General features: G+C 38.2%; 15 protein-coding genes. 10 read left to right on the top strand and 5 right to left on the bottom strand.

Annotation, left to right across the window (positions count from 1 at the left end; translation table 11 throughout):
* Nucleotides 1-74: 74 nt before the first annotated feature.
* The 6 genes from UXI14_RS16460 to UXI14_RS16435 all read left to right on the top strand — a co-directional run bounded on the left by UXI14_RS16460 (nucleotide 75) and on the right by UXI14_RS16435 (nucleotide 7,368).
* Nucleotides 75-2,030, top strand: a complete 1,956-nt coding sequence (locus UXI14_RS16460; RefSeq protein WP_335967079.1) for a M1 family metallopeptidase — start codon at nucleotides 75-77, stop codon at nucleotides 2,028-2,030.
* Between the two features lie 209 nt (nucleotides 2,031-2,239).
* Nucleotides 2,240-2,389, top strand: a complete 150-nt coding sequence (locus tag UXI14_RS16455) for a hypothetical protein (RefSeq protein ID WP_335967078.1) — start codon at nucleotides 2,240-2,242, stop codon at nucleotides 2,387-2,389.
* Nucleotides 2,390-4,645: a TonB-dependent receptor gene (locus UXI14_RS16450; RefSeq protein WP_335967095.1), complete on the top strand. Its 2,256-nt coding sequence runs from the start codon at nucleotides 2,390-2,392 to the stop codon at nucleotides 4,643-4,645.
* A 68-nt stretch (nucleotides 4,646-4,713) separates the two neighbouring features.
* On the top strand, nucleotides 4,714-5,787 hold the full coding sequence (locus tag UXI14_RS16445; protein ID WP_335967076.1) for an alpha/beta hydrolase-fold protein: 1,074 nt from the start codon (nucleotides 4,714-4,716) through the stop codon (nucleotides 5,785-5,787).
* A 6-nt stretch (nucleotides 5,788-5,793) separates the two neighbouring features.
* Nucleotides 5,794-6,939 (top strand): PepSY-associated TM helix domain-containing protein, encoded by a 1,146-nt coding sequence (locus tag UXI14_RS16440; RefSeq protein ID WP_335967075.1) that lies wholly within the window; start codon nucleotides 5,794-5,796, stop codon nucleotides 6,937-6,939.
* A 63-nt stretch (nucleotides 6,940-7,002) separates the two neighbouring features.
* A complete protein-coding gene (locus UXI14_RS16435; RefSeq protein WP_335967074.1) occupies nucleotides 7,003-7,368 on the top strand; it encodes a DUF1508 domain-containing protein in 366 nt (121 codons plus the stop codon).
* A 32-nt stretch (nucleotides 7,369-7,400) separates the two neighbouring features.
* Here the strand turns inward: UXI14_RS16435 and UXI14_RS16430 are convergent, their stop codons facing one another.
* The 4 genes from UXI14_RS16430 to UXI14_RS16415 all read right to left on the bottom strand — a co-directional run bounded on the left by UXI14_RS16430 (nucleotide 7,401) and on the right by UXI14_RS16415 (nucleotide 13,911).
* The gene (locus UXI14_RS16430) at nucleotides 7,401-8,879 is read right to left on the bottom strand and encodes a DASS family sodium-coupled anion symporter (protein ID WP_335967073.1); all 1,479 of its coding nucleotides are present in this window, start codon (nucleotides 8,877-8,879) and stop codon (nucleotides 7,401-7,403) included.
* Between the two features lie 177 nt (nucleotides 8,880-9,056).
* Complete coding sequence (locus tag UXI14_RS16425) at nucleotides 9,057-10,067, bottom strand: LLM class flavin-dependent oxidoreductase (protein WP_335967072.1); 1,011 nt, start codon at nucleotides 10,065-10,067, stop codon at nucleotides 9,057-9,059.
* 69 nt (nucleotides 10,068-10,136) lie between these two features.
* On the bottom strand, nucleotides 10,137-12,593 hold the full coding sequence (locus UXI14_RS16420) for a zinc-dependent metalloprotease (protein WP_335967071.1): 2,457 nt from the start codon (nucleotides 12,591-12,593) through the stop codon (nucleotides 10,137-10,139).
* Nucleotides 12,594-12,930: 337 nt separating this feature from the next.
* Complete coding sequence (locus UXI14_RS16415; RefSeq protein WP_277899963.1) at nucleotides 12,931-13,911, bottom strand: helix-turn-helix domain-containing protein; 981 nt, start codon at nucleotides 13,909-13,911, stop codon at nucleotides 12,931-12,933.
* 136 nt (nucleotides 13,912-14,047) lie between these two features.
* Here UXI14_RS16415 and UXI14_RS16410 point away from each other — a divergent pair, with 136 nt between their 5' ends.
* The 3 genes from UXI14_RS16410 to UXI14_RS16400 are packed head-to-tail and all read left to right on the top strand — an operon-like array spanning nucleotide 14,048 to nucleotide 15,737.
* Complete coding sequence (locus UXI14_RS16410; RefSeq protein WP_277899964.1) at nucleotides 14,048-14,455, top strand: VOC family protein; 408 nt, start codon at nucleotides 14,048-14,050, stop codon at nucleotides 14,453-14,455.
* Between the two features lie 13 nt (nucleotides 14,456-14,468).
* Nucleotides 14,469-14,696, top strand: coding sequence for a hypothetical protein (locus UXI14_RS16405; RefSeq protein ID WP_277899965.1), 228 nt, complete (start codon nucleotides 14,469-14,471; stop codon nucleotides 14,694-14,696).
* A gap of 48 nt (nucleotides 14,697-14,744) precedes the next feature.
* Complete coding sequence (locus tag UXI14_RS16400) at nucleotides 14,745-15,737, top strand: DUF4421 family protein (protein WP_277899966.1); 993 nt, start codon at nucleotides 14,745-14,747, stop codon at nucleotides 15,735-15,737.
* A 132-nt stretch (nucleotides 15,738-15,869) separates the two neighbouring features.
* Here the strand turns inward: UXI14_RS16400 and UXI14_RS16395 are convergent, their stop codons facing one another.
* Nucleotides 15,870-16,478, bottom strand: a complete 609-nt coding sequence (locus UXI14_RS16395; RefSeq protein WP_335967070.1) for a superoxide dismutase — start codon at nucleotides 16,476-16,478, stop codon at nucleotides 15,870-15,872.
* Between the two features lie 118 nt (nucleotides 16,479-16,596).
* Between UXI14_RS16395 and UXI14_RS16390 the strand changes: the two genes are divergently transcribed.
* The gene (locus tag UXI14_RS16390) at nucleotides 16,597-19,725 is read left to right on the top strand and encodes a UvrD-helicase domain-containing protein (protein ID WP_335967069.1); all 3,129 of its coding nucleotides are present in this window, start codon (nucleotides 16,597-16,599) and stop codon (nucleotides 19,723-19,725) included.
* Nucleotides 19,726-19,740 lie beyond the last annotated feature (15 nt).

Raw genomic sequence — 19,740 nt, 5'->3', positions numbered from 1 at the left:
CTTTTTTCATTCAAATCATTAGTTTTGTTGCTTCGTGATGATAATCAAATTACATTTAATTTAATTTTTTTAAGATGAAGAACAAATCGTTGTATCAAAAAAGTAGAATATTATTTTTCTGCTTTCTTGCATTTACGGGTATTTCTGTAGCGCAAGTGGTAGAAAACAACCAAGGTGAGTTTAGTGAGTTTATGAACCGTACCGGAAACCGTTACCGCTCGGCATCGGGGGTTCCCGGTCCTGATTATTGGCAAAACAGGGTTGATTATAAAATTAAAGCAACACTAGACGACCAAGCGCATACGCTTACCGGGCAAATCACCATTAACTATACCAATAACAGTCCGGATGCACTTCCGTTTATATGGCTGTATTTGGAGCAGAATCGTTTTACCGAAAATTCTAGGGGCACATTAACCACCCCTATTGGCGGGAACCGTTATGTGGGAGATACCGACGGTGGGTACGAAATAACGAACCTTCAGGCTAAAAACGGACGGAATACTTCTACAAAACACATTATTACCGATACCCGCATGCAGGTTTGGTTTAACGAACCTATCAAGGCAAATGGCGGAACTGCATCGGTCTCCATGGATTTTAAATATAAAATTCCCGAAAAAGGAATGGACCGCATGGGAAGACTAGATGTTGAAGACGGCACCATATACGCCATGGCGCAATGGTATCCGCGCGCCGCCGTATACGATGATATCGAGGGATGGAATGTTGAGCCTTATTTAGGGGCCGGTGAATTTTATCTTGATTACGGAAATTTCGATTACCAAATTACCGCCCCGTACAATCATATTGTAGTGGGATCTGGGCAGTTGGAAAACGCAAGTCAGGTAATGTCTGCCACCATGAGAAACCGTATGGAAAAAGCCAAAGAAAGCAACGAAACTGTTTTTATCGTAAAACCAGAAGAAGTAAACGATGCTTCCATAAGAGCCAAACAAAGCGGAACCCTAACTTGGCACTTTACCATGGAAAATTCTAGGGATGTTGCTTTTGCCTCATCCAAAGCATTTATTTGGGATGCGGCTAAAATAGATTTGCCTAGCGGTAAAAAGGCCTTGGCGCAATCGGTTTACCCAAAAGAAAGCGTTGGGTCTCATGCATGGAGCCGTTCTACCGAATATTCAAAACATTCTATTGAGAATTATTCAAATAGATGGTACGAATACCCTTATCCTGTTGCTACAAATGTGGCCGCCGATATTGGGGGCATGGAATATCCCGGACTAAACTTTTGCAGATGGACCAGCACCGAAGCCGGACTTTGGGGGGTAACCGACCATGAATTTGGACATAACTGGTTCCCGATGATCGTGGGTACTAACGAAAGAAGATATGCCTGGATGGACGAGGGTTTTAACACGTTTATTAATTATTACAGTACTTTGGATTTTGGTGAATATCCCGCCGGGCTTAATAAAACCAGAAACTTGACAGGCTGGTTTAACAGCGATACGCGAGAGGGAATAGACACTTACCCAGATGTAACCAATTTGAGAAATTTAGGGATGACGGCTTATCGCAAACCGGCAATCGGACTTTTACTTTTAAGGGAGTATATTTTAGGGCCTGAACGATTTGATAATGCTTTTAAATCATACATAAAAACCTGGGCATACAAGCACCCACAACCAGCCGATTTTTTCAATCATATGGAAAATGTTGGTGGTGAAAATCTTTCTTGGTTCTTTAAAAATTGGTTTTACGGCACCGGAAATATCGATTTGGCCATAGAAAGTGTAAGGCAAAATGAAGAAAAAACGGCATTTATAGTTACTGTTGCCAATAAAGGAGGAGTACCAATGCCCGTAAAAATGAAAATTACGTACCGCGACGGGACATCGGAAGAAAAAATACTCCCTGTTGAAATATGGCAACGTGGCGATACATGGAGTTTCTTGTTGGAAACAGACGTACTTCCAACAAGCATTGAAATTGACCCTGATAAGGTTTTGCCCGATGTAAACCCATCCAACGATGCTTGGCCAGGGCCTAATTTTTACCAGGATTAACTTGAAAATATATCACTAACCATAACTTAAAGACCGTCTAAAAAGGCGGTCTTTTTTATTATTCATATACTAATAAAACCAAGTAAAAAGGTTATGTTTTTATGCTTTAGAAGCTATTTCGTTAAAAATTGAATATTGTTTTCTTAGAAGTCTTTTTTAATTACATTTGCATTTATTTAAACTAAGTCTAAATTAAAATAAGAAGCGATATGACTGCAAAAAAAATGGCTTTTTTAATTCTTATGATGTTTTCTTTCATAGGAGTAAAAGCACAAAGTACCGGTACTATTATTGGTAATATAAACACTTTAGATGGTGTTCCAGTAGAACATGTAACTATCAGTCTTAAAGGAACCTGAATAGGTACTGTAAGCGATGAAACCGGAACATACGAGCTTAGTAGAGTGAGCCCGGGTTCATATACTTTAGTAGTGTCTTACGTAGGATATCATACCGAATTACGTCAAGTTACTGTAGAATCAAACCAAACAACAACGGTGCCCGAAATTTTATTAAGTGAAAATACCCAAGAGCTAGAAGGGATTACCTTAACGTCGGCTGCTAAAATTTTTGCAGAAAAGAAAACGGAGATGGTGGCAAGGCTTCCGCTAAAGAACCTGGACAACCCACAAGTATATACCGTAGTCCCTAAAGAATTACTAAACGAACAAATGGCAACCGATTTTCGTGGTGCTTTAATGTCATCGCCGGGTGTTACCAACGTAATGTTGGGTGTTGGCTCTGGAGGAACAGGTTTATCAATGCGCATGAGGGGTTTTTCTGGGGCCGATGGTGCAGGTTCTATTCGTAATGGAATGGCAACGAATTTTGTGTCCTTATCAGATCCGGTAAACTTAGAGCGTCTGGAAATCATCAAAGGTCCTTCATCTACTTTATTTGGTTCTACTTTAATATCTTACGGAGGTCTGGTAAACCGCGTTACCAAAAAACCGATGGCTTATGAAAAAGGAGAAGTGGGCTTTTCCGTAGGAGCTTATGGTTTAGGGCGTGTCACAATCGACTATAATACGCCTTTAAATAAAGATAATACTTTTTTATTCAGAATAAATTCGGCGATTCATCGTGAGAAGTCGTTTCAGGATCAAGGAATCAATAGAACTTTTATGATTGCTCCGGCATTTAAGTATTTGGTAAATGAGAAGTTAACCGTAAACCTGGATTTTGAGTTTTTTAGATCGAATAGAAATTCTACTTATGTCGGGTTGACCCCCACTGCAAACATTACAAATTTTGATGATTTGAATTGGGATTTTAAACGTTCATATGCCTCCAATGACATTACCAGCGAAGCAGAAGTGTTGAATGTTTTTGCAAATGCCGAATACAAGATAAACGAACATTGGACATCTGATACACGTGTATCTTATTCGAATACCGATAACAATGCCAATTATTTATTTCTTTTGATAAAAGCTGGAGAAGGAGATTATGAAGGAGAAAGATTGCTTCAAAGACGCTTGATGAATTTGCCAAGTAACTTCAATACAATACAAGTACAACAAAACGTAACCGGAATTCATAATTGGGGAAACATCAATAATAAATTTCTTATCGGGGTTGACTATACACAATTACAAACAACCGACTCGCGAACAATGATTAATGATTATGATGCTTATGTGAATAGCTTAGACGATGATCCTACAAACGACCAGTTTACCGTTATCAATCAAGATTCCCCCGTATTAAACGTAAGCACTTACGAAGCAGGTTTGGCTACTACAAGCCGGGCTGCCAACCGAAGAGACACACAAACCTATAGTGCGTATGTGTCAGATGTAGTAACGCTTTACGACCGCTTGAATATTATGATGGGGCTTCGAGTAGATCGTTTTCACGACAGGGCAAATGATTATTTACAAACAGCTTGGTCGCCTAAAACCGGATTGGTATACCACGTAATCGAAAACCAACTTTCAGCATTTGTAAACTATCAAAACGGATTTAGAAACGTAGCCCCTAATACGCTTTCGGATGATACAAGACAAGTATTTAAACCAGAGCACGCTAACCAAATAGAAGGAGGAGTGAAATTTGAATTGCTCAATGGAAAAGTAAATGGAACCGTAAGTTATTATAACATTGAAGTAAAGGATAAAGTTCGTTCAGTCTTTGATGAAAATGATGAATTGATAAGCGTTCAAGACGGTGCACAAACCAGTGAAGGGATAGAATTTGATTTGATTGCAAATCCTTTCGATGGATTCCACATAATTGCTGGATACGGATATAACGATAGTCGTTATACCAAAGTTGGCGATAATCAGGCTGGGATTGAAGGAAATTATCCGTTGGCTACACCAATGAATTCTGCAAATTACTGGGCGAGTTATAAATTTACAAGAGGATCTTTACAAGGGTTTGGGTTAGGTTTTGGAGGTAATTATACAGGCGATTATTATTTTGATGATGCTAATACTGTTACAGTTTCAGGTTTTCATACGCTAGATGCTTCCGTTTTTTACGAACAACCTAAGTTTAGAATCGGGTTAAAGTTAAACAACTTAACCGATGAAGAATACTGGACAGCAACCTACTGGGCAATACCACAACAAACAAGAACCTTTTTGGCAAATCTAACATTTAGATTTTAATTAAAAATACTAACAAGCTGATGACGCTTTTCAATTGCTCATCAGCTTGATTTTTTCATATGTGGATTATGATTAGAAAATTACTTGTTTATCTTGCTCTCATCTTTGTAAACATACTATTTGCACAAGAGCCTATCACCATTGGAAATTCGTATAAAATCAATTCATCGATTTTAAACGAAGAACGGACTATTGATATCCAATTACCTAAAAATTATAGCAATGCCGATTTTGCCAAAGGAAAGTATCCGGTTTTGTATGTGCTCGATGGCGATTTTAATTTTCAATTTGTAGCAGCTTTAGAAAGGTTTGATACTAAATTTTTATACCGCCCACACCCAGAAATGATTGTTGTTGGAATTAGAAACACCGACCGGACGCGAGATTTCACTCCAACAAATGCAACTATTACAGGGCCTAACGGAGAAAAACGATTTGAAAATAGCGGAGGGGCTGATAAATTTATCCAATTTCTTCAAGATGAATTGCTGCCTTTTATCAATTCAAAATACAGAACAAATGGCTATAATATTTTGTTAGGGCATTCTTTTGGAGGCCTTTTTACCTTGTATACTTTGTTGGAGAAGCCAGCTTTATTTCAAGGTTATATGGCCATCGACCCTAGCGTGTGGTGGGATGGAAAATATGTGTTTAAAGCGGCAAAAGAGCAATGGAAAACAGCTAATTTTAAAGGAAAAACGCTATTTGTAGGGCTTGCTTTTGAGTCGGAAGAAAATGCTAAAGATCGCCTTGAACACGGAAAAACAATCCGGAAATTTTGCGAAACCATTTTATCTGAAAGTCCTGAAAACCATTTGATAAGTAACTGGAAGTATTATCCCGAATACGATCATGGAAACATCCCCATTCCTGCAACACTTGATGCATTGAAGTTTTTGTTTGACGGGATCCAATTACCGGTGAAAGAAGTGCCACAAAACCCAGAATTGGTACAACAAACCTATAAAGCATTGTCAAAAAAATTAGATTTTGAATTCATCCCTGAAGAATCTCTTTTATATCAATTAATTCAATACACAAAAAGCACAGGGCAAAGCGAAAGTTCCAAAAAACTTTTAAAAGATGCATTGCAAATGTATCCTGAAAGCAAACAACTTCAAAAAATGAATCAAGAGTTATAAATTAAAATGAAGAAAACCACGTCAAAAAAGAAGAAAAAAAAGAGTTTATTCAATCGTATCGTTGCCTGGATTCATTTATGGCCAAGCATTGTTTCGGGTATTATTTTGGTATTTGTTTGCCTCACCGGAACTATTATTGTGTATGGCGATGAAATTATGGACTTTACAGCAGGTGATGCCAAATATGTCGAGGCAGGAGAAAGCAGGATATCTTCAGAAGAAATTGTTGAGAATTTAAAAAAAGAGTATCCCGATTATATGATTTCTGAATATGTTTTTTTTAAAGATCCCGAACGAAGTATTCGCATCAGGGCCTTTAACAGAAAAGAAGTGAGTCTGGCAATGATTTATATGAATCCATACACCGGAGAAATTCTAAAAAAGGACAGCACCATTCACTTCTTCTTTGTAACTGCTCATCTACACGCTTCTTTATTGGCCGGGGAAGTTGGCCATTGGATCGTAACTATTTCAACCATTATTTTTGTAATTAGCTGTATAACCGGACTTATTTTATGGTGGCCAAAACGTTGGAACAAAACCACCAGACAAGCGAGCTTCACCATAAAATGGAAAGCAAAATTCAAACGTCTCAACTATGATCTGCACAATGTATACGGGTTTTATTCTTTGCTTTTATGTCTGGTTTTAAGTGTAACGGGACTTATTATTTTCTTTCCTTCGTTATCCAATTTAACCATTAAAGCTACAGGAGGAGAATTAACACATTTAACAGATGTTTTGCCCAAACAAGACACTACCAAAGTATCAAAAAACATGGTGCCTTTTGCGTATGAAGTTTTGGAAAAAGAGCACAACAATAAAAAAATGGTAAGCATTTGGAATTACGACCAACAAAAACTGGGCGCCTATGTATTTACTTCGGGAAAAGTAGGTTTAAAGAGTATAGAAAATGCCGACTTGGCTATATACAACAGGTATACAGGTGAAAAAATAAACGTAGGTGAAAAGTTAATAAAACACGAAACTACCGAAAATATTGTATGGCAATTACATATGGGACAATGGTGGGGGCAATTTGGCAAATTGTCTACTTTTTTAGCCGGCATCGTAGCGACATCGCTCCCCATAACAGGGTTTTTAATATGGTGGGGAAGACGAAAGAAAAAGAAGAAATCTTCAGTCATATAAGAATAAAAGAATTTTTCCCTTAGTTTTGTTCAACAAAAATAAAACCGGAATTAAAATTAGTATATGTTTGTAATTAGCAAACGTAACAGTGGGGATTATAAATTTGTTTTTACTTCCAAAAGGGGCAAAACTATCTTTACCAGCATCGCGTGTAAACATAAAACAGATTGCGAGTTAATAATTGCTGCCATTAGGGATTCACTTGAGCAGTTTGCTTTTACCAAAAAAAGCACCCCGTCGGGAAAATATTTCTTTAGGCTGTCCAAAGGAGGACTGGTATTGGCGACAAGCAGGAAGTACTCCACCCAACGGATGCTCGAGAAAGGCATCGATGAAATTTTAACGTTTGTCCCAAATGCAGAAACCTTGGATTTTTCTGAAGACGAAAACATCTTTTCGGAAGATGAAACTACTGTTGCAAGCCCGTAAAAACACTCCCCTGTATTATTAACCTGAGTTTATTATCTTATATTTTCAAGAAATTCCCTGAAATTTTCTGGGGCAAAATTCCACACAAAAGGCAACAATAAATAAACTGCCACCGTTAAAAACAAAATGGAGATAACGTTCATCCAGAAACCCGATTTTATCATATCGGGAATTTTTAAGTAACCCGAACCAAAAACAACAGCATTGGGCGGGGTAGCAACCGGCAACATAAATGCACACGATGCAGCCACCGTAGTTGCGACCATCAACATATAGGGGCTGACCTCAAGAGAAATGGCAATGGGTGCCAAAATGGGCAATAGCATGGCCGTGGTAGCCAAATTTGAGGTGACTTCAGTAAAAAAATTCACAACCGTTATTACCACAAAAATAAGTAGCAATAAAGACAAATCTTGTAATAATCCTGCCTGGGCACCAAGCCAATTGGCCAATCCTGTTATTTCAAATCCTGTTGCAAGCGCCATTCCACCCCCAAACAATAAAATAATCCCCCAAGGTAGTTTAACGGCCTCTTTCCAATTAATTATAGGCTCGTCTTTTTTGGTCGATGGCAATATAAACAATAGTATTCCAGAAGCAATAGCTATAATGGTATCGTCTATTCCCGGGATTATTCTTTGCCATATAAAAGAGCGCGTAATCCAAAAAAATGCCGTAAGAAAAAAAACGGCCAATACCACCTTTTCTTCCTTTTTCATAGGCCCCAGCTTACTTACCAACCTATTAATTTCCTCCCTCCCGCCAGGGAATTCTTTTTGTTTAAACTTAAAGGCTACATTTGTTAAATAATACCAAGCTATCCACAATAAAACAATGGATACAGGAAAACCAAACTTTGCCCATTGCCAAAATGTAATTTCTATGCCGTAGGTTTTTTCCACAAATCCTGCCAATACCAAATTTGGCGGAGTCCCAATTAATGTTCCTATGCCTCCTATAGAAGCACTGTAGGCAATAGATAGCATTAATGCCTTGCCAAAAATTAAGTGCTCGTTTTTTTCCGTATGTGGGTTGTCCTTTAATTGGAAAACTATAGACATGCCTATGGGCAACATCATTACAGAAGTTGCTGTATTGGATATCCACATCGACAAAAATGCGGTAGCGACCATGAACCCTAAAATTATTTTGGATACGTTTGTGCCAATTATTTTAATGATATGCAATGCTATTCTCTTGTGAAGACCCCATTTTTCTATCGCTATGGCCAATATAAAGCCACCCATATACAAAAAAACATATTTGTGCCCAAAAGCTGCTGTTGTGGCAGAAATATCTACAGCCCCGGTAAGGGGAAATAATAAAATGGGCAACAAAGCCGTCACACCAATGGGAATCACCTCGGTAATCCACCAAATAGCCATCCATATGGCTATGGAAAGCATGTCGTATGCATTTTCGGGCATTCCCTTTGGGCCGTCCAATAGCTGAAGTATCAAAAACATGCATGGGCCCAACAATAGAAAGGCAATTTTCTTTGCTGAAATCATTCGTAAGAGAGTAATTATAAATTTTAAAAAGTTGTTTAATCGATACTAAAATAGCATAAGTTTTAACCAATTAAACAAAATTGAAGGCATAAAAATTTTATTTTGATCGAATTTGAAAAACAACAATTTAAAATAATTCACTCGTTGATGGATAATACCCCCTTATGAGAAAACCCCTTATGAATTAAAAACTTCGCTTAAGATTTTATACGATTTTATACGCTCCCGATGGTCGAAAATATGAGAAACCGCTATAATTTCTTTCACCTGGGTCGTTTTAATAAATTTGGAAAGCTCTTTTTCTATAGTGGCTTTAGAACCAATAAAGGTGAAATACATCATGTTTTTTATCATTGCCTCTTGTTCTGGGGTCCATATTCCTTCCATAGAATCTATTGGTGGCGGCAAAGGCCTACGAAGGTTTGTAACGATGCCCATTGCAAATTGATAAAGGCTTGTGGCCAAACGTTGTGCTTCTTCATCGGTATCGGCTGCGATTACATTCACACAAGCCATTGGGTATGGGCTTTCCAGTTGTTTTGAAGGCTTAAATCCTTCGGTATAAATGTCCAGGGCACTGAATAGTTGTGCGGGCGCAAAATGACTTGCAAACGCATATGGAAGTCCTTTTTGGGCGGCCAATTGTGCACTAAATGTACTGGAGCCCAATAAATAAATGGGAACTTCCAATCCTTCCCCCGGAATGGCGCGGACACGTTCGTTCTCGTTTTCTTCCAAAAAATATTGTTGCAATTCGTTTATATCGTTAGGAAAATCCTGAACACTTTCCTGCTTGCCCCTTCGTAATGCTTGCGCAGTTAATTGGTCTGTCCCGGGCGCCCTTCCAAGTCCAAGGTCTATTCTGTTTGGGTACAAAGTAGCCAAGGTCCCAAATTGTTCGGCTACGATAAGCGGGGCATGATTGGGCAACATTACTCCTCCCGACCCTACTCTTATTTTGGTGGTTCCTTGTGCTATATAGCCCAACAAAACTACCGTTGCAGAGCTTACCAAGCTTTCCATATTATGATGTTCGGAAACCCAAAAGCGTTCATACCCATATTTTTCAGCGTGTCGGGCCAAATCCAGACTGTTATTCATTGCCGTTTTATGGTGGGATCCTTGAGGAACGGGAACCAAGTCCAACACAGAGAATTTAGTGTTGGACAATGTATTTTGATGTGACATGCACTTGTTCGTTTTTAATTAAAATGAAAAATTTTAAGTCGTTTAAAAACTAAACCCCTTACAAAAAAATTAATCGGTTATGGGTCGATATTCCCTTTCAAATGAAGGTGTTTCCCCAACAACGTCATCTATTTCTTTGGCGAGGTACAGCAAATGTGCTTTTGCCATACTATTGGAAACCCGTGGTAAAACCCTTTTTATTTTTTGCTGAATGGTAATTAAATTATTCAATGCCAAAGAACGGATATCTGTATTAGACGTGGTTTCTTCAGACAATCTTGCCATTAAACCAGCTATGGGCCCCTGGGCTTTATCGGGATCGTACAGGGCAATCATGTCGGCTACATAGGTTTTTTGAAGCTTCCGTTCGTAATCACTTGGATTGTAAAAAATATCCAGATCACTCCAAACATATGCGCTTACATCGTTTAAATATTCTTCTGGGGTATAGGGGTCGTTAAAATTATACCTTTCAGCAATAAAAGACATCCTGCTCATCCGGCTTCCGCCAATAAGCGTTAACATCATGCTTTCCATCATGTTCGTTACCGGATCCTTGGTCTTTGGTTGTTCCACCTTATTCAAAATACTATCATTTAATAGCCAAGCAGGCTCGGTAAAAACATATTTATTAAGGAACATAAGTGCTTCTTTTTGCTTGGCCTTAGACACAGGCCTGTAAACATCGCCATCTTCTTCCCGGGATTTTGGCGTAACGTAAATGCCCCCAATATTTTTGGCCACATGAAATAGGTAATTGTTGTATTGCTTAATTACGTCTTGGTATATTTCATCTAGGTTTTGGTAATTGTCGCTTCCTTTTTCTTCGGTCCATTCTGCCAAATTTGGCAATATCCGTTGTAAGTTTTTAATTCCGTAATAGGAAGCTACCATGGCATTGTCTCCCAGATCTTCTGTTTGGGAGCGCGGATCGAAATCCCTTCCTTCGCCACCAAACCACAATCTTGGGTTTGCGGCAATGCTATCTATCACCCATTTATTCAATATTTCTTTTTCTTCTTCTGATGTTGTGCTGTCTGGAAATTTTGAATACCCCCATTGGATGGCCCATTTGTCATAATCGCCAATACGGGGCATTAAGTTTTTAACCTCAACACTGTCTTCCGGTTGGGCTACATAGTTAAAACGTGCATAATCCATTATCGAACTGGTATGCCCGTGCTTGGTTAACCAATCGTTATCTCTTAAACGTTCTACCGGGGTTGCATAGCTAGCGCCCATATTGTGCCTCAGCCCAAGCGTATGCCCAACTTCGTGCGAGGACACAAAACGGATAAGCTCTCCCATAAGCTCATCGTCGTAAGTCATTTTACGCGCCCGTTCATCTACTGCTCCAGCCTGCACCATGTACCAATTATGCAATAGGTTCATTAAATTATGGTACCACCCCATATGACTTTCAAGGATTTCGCCACTGCGTGGATCGATAATGTTTGGTCCGTAGGCATTTTTAGAAGGGGAGGCAAAATAACGCAAGACCGAATAGCGCGCATCTTCCAAGCTCATAGTATCATTGTTCACCGGCCATTCTTTACCAATAATGGCATTTTTAAACCCTGCCTGTTCAAAAGCCTTTTGCCAATCGTTGATGCCCTGAATAAGATAAGGGCGCCATTTTTTTGGCGTGGCCGGGTCTATGTAGTAAACTATTTGCTTTTTGGGCACTACCAGCTTGCCATTTTTCCATTTTTCCATGTCTTCCGGCCGGGGCTCCAACCGCCAACGGTGGATATATATATTTTTGTTTACCTTTTGCTGGTTATCTCCATATTCCAGATAAGAACTGGCAAAATACCCCACCCGGGGGTCGTAAAGCCTTTTTTGCATGGGGTTTTTGGGGAGCAAAATAAAAGAGTTGTTGAGCTCAACGGTTACAACTCCCGACAGAATTGCCGCCTGTAAGTTTTTATCGTTTCCATGAGAAACCTTTGCCTTGTATGTTTTTACCGTTTTTACTTCGGTATTTATTGGGTAGGTATTTATTTCTTTTATGTACGATTTATCCTTTTCTAATGAAGTTAAGTTGTAGGTTTCCTTTTGCCCCGAACTTAATGCCAAAAGATTGTTTTCGCTGTTGATAAAATCGGTTACTTCAATAACCGAGGCATTATTGTCCTTATTTCTGGCTTTAACGTCAAAAGCTTCGAGGATCGGGGTAATGTTTGAGTTCTGCACTGCTTTTGCAATGGCATCGTCTTTATCGGCATGGCTTACAAATGTTGCTATGCGGAGAAAAATTTTGTTTGAAGGGCCTTTTTCAAAAAAAATGGTTCGCTCTCCAATTTCTTCCCCACCATAATTTCCAGCGCCGCCGGGTGTTTTTACAAACCTAGTTACCACCAGTATTTCACGGCTTAACAAGGTGTCTGGAATTTCAAAGTAATAGTGGTCGTTTACCCTATGGACGTCAAAAAGCCCCTTTTTGGTCTGTGCGTTTTCGGGAATTACCTCCTCGTATGGTTCTGCGGGGGTAAACGACAATCCTTCAGGGGTTGATTGTGCCATTTTTTGACTTCCGCAGGAAACCATTATGCCCAGCATAATTATTGACATGCATTTAAAAAAAGGAAATGCAAATTTTCTGTACTTACTTTTCTTCATCATAGCATCGATGCTTTTTGAGTAGCTGATTTTTCTTACAATGACTTCTTTCAAAAAAAGTAGCCATCAACATACATTTTAGTAAGCAGGATTAGTCTTTCAATCTTAAAAATAAAAAATTTGTAGTAAATGATATCTAATGATTGGCAATGAGTTAACAGTTTTCTGTTAATTATAACAAAATATTAGGAACTGTAAATTCCCGATAGCCGTTTAAAAATTTCCGGTCCTGTTGCATATGTTATAGTACAGGCTCTTTTCGGTAGCGGTTTTTGTATTCAACTGGCGTCATTCCAACGGTTCTTTTAAAAATGTCCCTAAACGATTTATTGTCGGAATAACCCACATCATACATTACTTCGTTTACTGTTTTGATGCCTTTTTCCAGCTTTTTTTTGGCAGCTTCTACCCGCACGCGCTGCAAGTACTCGATAATGGTATTGCTGGTTGTTTTTTTAAACCTGCGCTCGAAGCTCCTTCTTCCTATGCCACTGATCTTTGTTAATTTTGACACGGTTATTTTTTCATGGTAGTTTTGTTCAATATATTCCTGCGTTTTTTTAACGCAACTATCTTCATGGTCTTTCTGGCCTTTGAAAATGATAAAAGGCGATTGACTGTCCCTATCGATGTCTATTTCGAATATTTTGGACGATAATACGGCCATTTCGCGTCCGGCCATCTTTTCTATTAAATACAAATTTAGGTTTAGTGAGGAATAGGCGCCCCCGCTTGTATAAATACCCTGCTCGTCGGTAATAATTTTATCGTCTACCAGGTTAACTTCGGGGTACATTTTTTTAAAATCCTCGGCAGCCAGCCAATGTGTGGTACAGTCTTTTCCGTTCAACAATCCTGTTTTGGCCAATAAAAAGGCTCCAATACACAAACTTGCCACTTCGGCCCCATTACGGTGCTGCTTGATAATCCAAGGGACAAAAAGCGAATTTGCCTCAACAATTTTACGGTAGTCGCCATGAATTGCCGGGATAATAATTAAGTCTGTTTTATTCAACTGGTCTATGGTAATATCTGGATGGATGCTAAATATCCCGTAACTGTGACTACTTTTTTTTGTGGCGCCTACCAGCTGTATTTTAAACAGAGGCGGTTCTCCCATTTTCTGCAAGGCATTGTTTGTCATGCTAAACATTTTGTGAGTGGCCTCTAAATTGCTCAAACTGGTATCTCCTTCTGGAATTAATATTGATATGTGCTTCATTTGTTTTTGTCTTTTTTTTACCTTTATAAAGGTATTGAATTACCCTGTCGCAATCAACCCTTTTTATTGTCGTAATGACACCTGAGAAATCCTAAAAGCATTCCTTAATTTTGTAAAAATCATTTAATTAATACTCATGGTAACAGAAATTTTTTTAAACCTTCCAGTGAAAGACCTTAGCAAATCCATTACTTTTTTTAAGCATTTAGGATTTTCTTTTAACGAACAATTTACAGATGAAAAAGCAGCATGTTTAGTCTTGGGTAACAATATATACGCCATGTTGTTGACAGTTCCTTTTTTTGAAACATTTACCAATAAATCTGTTTGCAATTCTTCTATCGATACCGAAGTTATAAACGCCATCTCTGTGGAAAGCAGGGAGAAAGTAGATATGCTCTTAAAAAAAGTAATCGAAGCTGGAGGGAATGAACCCAAACCTGCACAAGATCATGGTTGGACATACCAACGAAGCTTTGAGGATGTTGATGGTCATTTATGGGAATTAATACATGCCGATATGACCAAGTTTCCTAAAAATTAAACCTTTCCCATGTATGGTTGAAATATTTGTTACAGATGTCACAAACGAATCGAGTGCAAAACATGTTCTCAAGGAACTGCATACTATTTTCAAGGATTACAGTGCAAATTTCGACCTTGAAGACTGCGACCGTATTTTGAGAGTGGAATCTTCCTCGGCCATTTGTCATCGATCTATAATTGAATTGCTTGAAAAAATGCAGGTAAATGCAGCAATTTATCAAGAACAGCAATACAAATAATGGTTTATCTTCTTATTTTTAGAAAAAAGAAGGTAAACTGTTTGCGCTATGCTTCTATTTTTCAAAAGATTTTATTGTATTGTACTCTTTTATACAAGTGTATGTTGTGCCTATGCACAAGAAAAAACGCCGGACAGTAGTGATACAAATCAAGAAAAGGCAATAATTACTTATCCCAACAAAATTAGTTTTAGGCTTGCCCTGAACAATGATTTTAATTCGTTTGAAATTAAAGACCCCTCTACGGGGTTTGGTGCTACCATAGAGCCCAATCAAGAGCTCAAAACCAACTTTTCGGTATTGTTTAGGTTTATTGAATTAAATATTGGCTTTATCCCTTCTTTTCTTGATTTTAATAACGACAACGATAGCAAGGGAAAAACAACCTTTTTTAACCTTGGCACGCGTTTTTATTTTAAAAAATGGATGCAAAGCCTGGAGTGGTCCCGTACAAAGGGATATTATGTAGACCTTCCCGGAATTAATGAAAATGTATTGTTCCCCGACTTTAAGATTTTTAGAATTGGTGGAACCACTTCATATATCTTTAATGATTCTTTCTCCTTTAGGGCAATTTTTAAACAAAATGAATGGCAACGTATAAGCCAAGGCAGTTTTGTGCCTACATTAACTTATTTTTATACCGAAATCTCTAATGGGGAGGACTCGGGAGAAGACAAATCTTTTGACATAACCATAGGGCCTTCTTATTTCTACAACTGGGTTATTAACAAACGTTTTTTGGTGTCTGGCGGTGTACATGGCGGCATAGGCTATACCAACACCCATTCGCAGGCGAGCCATGAAACTTACAGTGGCATAAATTACCAAGCCGATGTTAAGTTGGGGCTAGGGTATAATATTGACAGCTTTTTTACGGGCATTCATTATAACTATAGGTCTTTTTACCATAATACGGACAGCAGTTATAATTTAAAAGACCAGCACAGCTTCTTGGAGTTCCATGTTGGTTACCGTTTTGATGCCCCCAAAAAATGGGTTGATAAAATAGATAAAATTGAAAACAAATATGGGCTATAAAAAAAACAGCCACTCAAAAGAGCGACTGTTTTTCAATAACGTTTTTTTACCTATAAAATTCTCGTTATTTACTCACTAAGCAATCCCAAAACCGAAATCTCGGGATTAATATTCCGGCACATGGCCAAAACATTATTTGTTTGCAGCATATAATTCTGCTACCTTATTCCAGTTTATTACATTAAAAAATGCAGAAATATAGTCTGGGCGCTTATTTTGATAGTTCAAATAATAGGCGTGTTCCCAAACGTCCAATCCTAAAATTGGAGTTCCTCCACAACCGGTATCCGGCATAATGGGGTTGTCTTGGTTTGGTGTAGAGCAAACTTCCAGCTTTCCTCCCTTGTGCACACAAAGCCAAGCCCATCCCGAACCAAAACGGGTTCCGGCAGCGGTTGTAAATTCTTCTTTAAACTTATCGAAAGAACCGAAAGCCGAATCGATTGCAGAAGCTAGTTCTCCCGAAGGTGTTCCGCCTCCATTTGGAGACATTATTTCCCAAAACAGGCTATGGTTATAAAAACCACCACCGTTATTTCTAACAGCTCCGTTGCCCATATCCAAGTTTTTAAGGATGTCTTCAATAGATTTTCCCTCTAAATTTGTCCCTTCAATGGCACCGTTAAGTTTTGTTGTATATCCTTGATGATGTTTTGTATGATGTATTTCCATAGTACGCGCATCTATATGTGGTTCCAATGCATCGTATGCGTACGGTAATTTTGGTAAATCAAAAGCCATTTTCTTTCTTTTTTTAGTTAATAATTTTAGTATTCCAAATTTAAGTAAAAGCAACCGAAAACATGATAATAATTTGTTAATAACTCATAGAGTTTCCCTATTTTGCAATAAACTTTTTATGTTGAATTCTTCAGCCTTTCAAATATACAATGCTTCGGCAGGTTCTGGAAAAACCTTTACCCTGGTAAAAAAATACCTGTCCATTTTATTGGGCTCAAACAATTTGGATGCCTTTAAACAGGTGCTGGCCATTACATTTACCAACAAAGCCGTAAACGAGATGAAGGAAAGGGTGCTTAAAAACCTGCACGAGTTTTCGGGCGAAGCCATTCTTGAAAAACCAACGCCCATTTTTGAAGGCCTTGTTAAGGAGCTTAATGTTTCCCCAATGGAATTGCACGAAAAATCAAAAAAAGTGCTTACCCGCATTTTGCACAATTATGCCTTTTTTGATATTGTTACAATAGATAAGTTCAACCATAGGCTGCTTAGGACATTTGCGTTCGATTTAAAGCTTCCCACTAACTTTGAGGTTTCGCTGGATGAGGAATCGCTTATAAACGAAGCCGTTGACAATCTCATTTTTCAGGCAGGTTCCAACCAACTGCTTACCGAAATACTTATAAATTTTGCATTAGAAAAAACCGATGACGATAAAAGCTGGGATATTTCCCGCGATTTAAGGGGCATTGCCAAACTGCTTACAAAAGAAGATTACATTGAACACGTTCAATTGCTAGAAGATAAAACCCTGGAAGATTTTAAAAAATTAGGGCTTCAGTTGAAGGAAATGAACAACAGCCTGCAAAAAAGTATTGTTGATAAAGCAATAGCATTGTTGCATGCTTTTTCAGAAAAAGGGCTTGAAGACACCGATTTTACAGGAAAGTACTTGCCAAAATTTTTACGAAAAATTGCCTCAAACGACTTTTCCAACTTAAAATTTACCGCAAACTGGCAAGAAAACATAGCCAACCAGCCTTTATACCCAAAAAGGATACCAGACAGCAAAGCCACTTTAATCGATATGCTTCAACCGGAGATTGCCACATCATTTTTAAAAATAAAACAGGAAATATTTCAACTTGAATTTTTACAAGATTTTTATAAAAACCTGGTGCCACTTTCATTGTTGAATGCCATCAATCAAGAGCTAAAAAAAATAAAAGAAGACCGCAATCTTTTATTGATCTCCGAGTTTAACAAGCTTATTTCGTCGGCTATTGCCAACCAGCCCGCACCGTTTATTTACGAACGTATTGGCGAAAAATACAAGCATTACTTTATAGACGAGTTTCAGGATACTTCCACAATGCAATGGAAAAACATACAACCATTGGTTTCAAATGCGCTCGAGACCATGCTACCGAACGAAAAAACCGGAACACTGCTCATTGTGGGCGACGCAAAACAGGCCATTTACCGTTGGAGGGGCGGGAAAGCAGAACAATTTATAGCACTTTACAATAAAGAAAGCAAGCCCTTCCAAACAGAACAATTTGTGGAAAACCTACCAAAAAACTATAGGAGCTTTGACGAAATTGTAACGTTCAACAATGAGTTTTTCAAGCACATTTCCCAAAATTTAAAAAACGAAACTTATAGAGACCTATTTAAAGAAAAGAGCACACAACAAACCAACGGTAAACCGGGAGGCTATATTGATATTTCTTTTATCGATAAGGAGGAAGATAGCGAAAACGACGAAGATCCGTATTGCAACGCTACCCTAGACGCCATAAACAAATGCATTGCCAAAGGCTTCAATTTTAAGGATATTGCCATTTTAACCCGCAAAAAAAACGAAGGGGTTGCCATTGCCGATTACCTTTTGGCGAAGGACATCCCCATTGTTTCATCTGAAACTTTATTGCTCAAGAACGATATTAAAGTAAATTTTATCATCCAGCTGATCTCTTATTTTAACCGGCCCGACGATCCAGAACTTCATCTTGAGATTTTAAAATTCCTGGCCCATAAAAACGGAGTTGAAAACCTCCATGATTATTTTGCAAAAAACCTGTACCGTCTGTCAACAATTTTAAAGGAAGAAGGTTTTGATGAGACGTATTTTTTACAGCTTCCGTTTTACAATGCCATTGAATACAGTATCAATTCGTTCAATCTGGTCGATAAATCGGATGCGCACATACAGTTTTTTTTAGATGAAGTTTTTGCCTTTGCACAGAACAATAACGGAAGCATTGGCAGTTTTCTGGAATATTGGGACCAGAAGAAAGACAAGTTGAGCATAGTTGCACCGCAAGCTTCCAATGCTGTACAGATTCTTACCATTCATAAATCCAAAGGGCTTGAATTCCCGGTGGTAATTTATCCTTATGCAAACACGGATATTTATAGGGAAAAAGACTTTAAGGTATGGTTTCCGGTAGATTTGGAGCTTTTTGGGGTTTCCTATGCCCTTTTCAGTAAAAAAAGTGCCGTTGAAAACATAAATCAAACAGGGGCAGATTTAATACAGTTGTACAAAGAAAAACAAGAACTGGACCAGTTTAACATTCTCTATGTAGCCCTAACACGGGCGGTCGAGCAATTGTACATTATTTGCAAAAAAGACAGCAATGCCAAAGGAATTGAAAACCAAAACAGTTTTGCAGGACTTTTCATTAATTACTTAAAAGCAAAAATGCTTTGGCAAGAGCAGGAGTCCAATTATAAAATTGGCATTCCGCAGAAGCAATCGCGCTCAAAAGAAACAACGTCGGTTACCAAAAAAATTGAATTTATAAGCAACGATTCCTTTGGAAATACCTTCCAGCTCATAACCAAATCCGGCTCCCTGTGGAACACCAAACAAAAAGAAGCCATCGACAAAGGAAATATCTACCACTATCTGCTTTCAAAAATATATTACACATTTGATATAGCCCAAACAGTTACGGAGGCCGTCGATAATGGATTAATTCCAAAAGAAGAACAATCGCAGATTCAACAATATTTATCTAATTTAGTTGCACACCCATTGCTAAAAGAATATTATACCCAAGCATATACCATTTATAACGAAAGCGAAATAATGAGCCCCGAAGGCCAATTTTTAAGGCCAGACCGGTTTGTGGTAAAAAACAACAAGGCAACCATAATAGACTATAAAACAGGAGCTCCTTCAGAGAAATACAAAACACAAGTAAACAATTATGCAAATGTTTTAAAAGAAGCCGGATTCGAAATAAATCAAAAGTTTCTGGTTTTCATAAACGAAAATATTGAAGTAATCTCCGTATAATATTATAATCTATAT

It is taken from the genome of Galbibacter sp. PAP.153 (assembly GCF_037029175.1).
Classification (GTDB): domain Bacteria; phylum Bacteroidota; class Bacteroidia; order Flavobacteriales; family Flavobacteriaceae; genus Galbibacter; species Galbibacter pacificus.
Note: the sequence above shows the minus strand (reverse complement) of the source record. Positions and strands in the feature narration are given on the sequence as shown.